Source organism: Mesorhizobium sp. M1E.F.Ca.ET.041.01.1.1 (genome assembly GCF_003997355.1).
Taxonomy (GTDB): domain Bacteria; phylum Pseudomonadota; class Alphaproteobacteria; order Rhizobiales; family Rhizobiaceae; genus Mesorhizobium.
The window spans coordinates 1-1,030 of the sequence record NZ_RZSL01001089.1 but is presented as its reverse complement, the minus strand read 5'-3'; the positions used below and the strand labels follow the sequence as shown (position 1 = coordinate 1,030).

At 61.8% G+C, this 1,030-nt stretch carries 2 protein-coding genes; both read right to left on the bottom strand.

Going from position 1 to position 1,030, the window contains the following annotated elements; all coding sequences use genetic code 11:
• On the bottom strand, window positions 1-693 hold a 693-nt coding region (locus EOA38_RS37570; RefSeq protein WP_127301582.1), incomplete at its 3' end, for an AAA family ATPase.
• Window positions 694-734: 41 nt separating this feature from the next.
• A partial coding sequence (locus EOA38_RS37565; protein WP_245481035.1) for an enoyl-CoA hydratase-related protein occupies window positions 735-1,030 on the bottom strand: 296 nt, incomplete at its 5' end.

The window sequence follows — 1,030 nt, the reverse complement described above, 5'->3', positions numbered from 1 at the left end:
GTCCTGAAAGTCGATCGGGTCGAGGCCGAAGCGGCTGACGCGGAATAGGCGCGCGTTCGGACAGGCCATCAGCAGCGGCGAATGCGTCGCCATGATCACCTGCGCGGTGCCTGATCGCTCCATTCTCTGAAACAGCCTCAACAATTCGATCTGGCGCGTCGGCGACAGCGCGCTCTCGGGTTCGTCGAGGATGTAGATGCCTTGCCGGCGGCAGCGTTCCTCGAAGAAGCGGATGAAACCTTCGCCATGCGACCATGACAGGAAATCGGGCGGCGCCTCGCCAACATCGAGCGCGGCGCGATCGAGGTAGCGTGCTACGGAATAGAAGGACTCGGCGCGAAAGAACCAGCCCGCGGTGACCTTCGGCAGCCAATGGCACCGTAACGCGGCAGCAAGTGCCGTGCCGCTCTTGTCCACGGCACTGGAGTGGTCGACCGGCCGGTAGCCCTTGCCGCCGCCAGCCTCATCGTAACCCGCCAGCGCGCCGATGGCCTCTAGCAATGTCGATTTGCCGGTGCCGTTCTCGCCGACGATGATGGTAATAGCGGTCGCGAACTCGAACTCGAATTCGCGGCTCTGAAAGATCGGCAGGTTCCAGGGATACTTTTCCCAATCCGCGACCCGCGACGGCTCAAGCAGGATGCGCTTGAGATAGGGCGCCTTCAGCCGCGTCAACTGCTTGCGGGCAGCCACGTCAGACCCTCAACGATGGAAAAGCGCGGCTGCATTCCGGGCTATTCGTCGGTCCATTCCGGCTTGCGCTTGCCGATGAAGGCGCCGATGCCTTCCTCGGCGTCGCGCGCCAGCATGTTTTCGACCATCACGCGGCCGGTATAGGCGTAGGCGTCGGCGAGGCCCATTTCGGCCTGGGCGTAGAAGGCTTCCTTACCGGTCTTGACGACCAAAGACGATTTTGAAGCAATGGTTTGCGCGTATTTGTTGACAACCTGATTCAGATATTCGCGCGGCACGATGCGATTGATCAGGCCGAATTCCTTGGCTGTCGCCGCGTCGATCGTCTCGCCGGTGA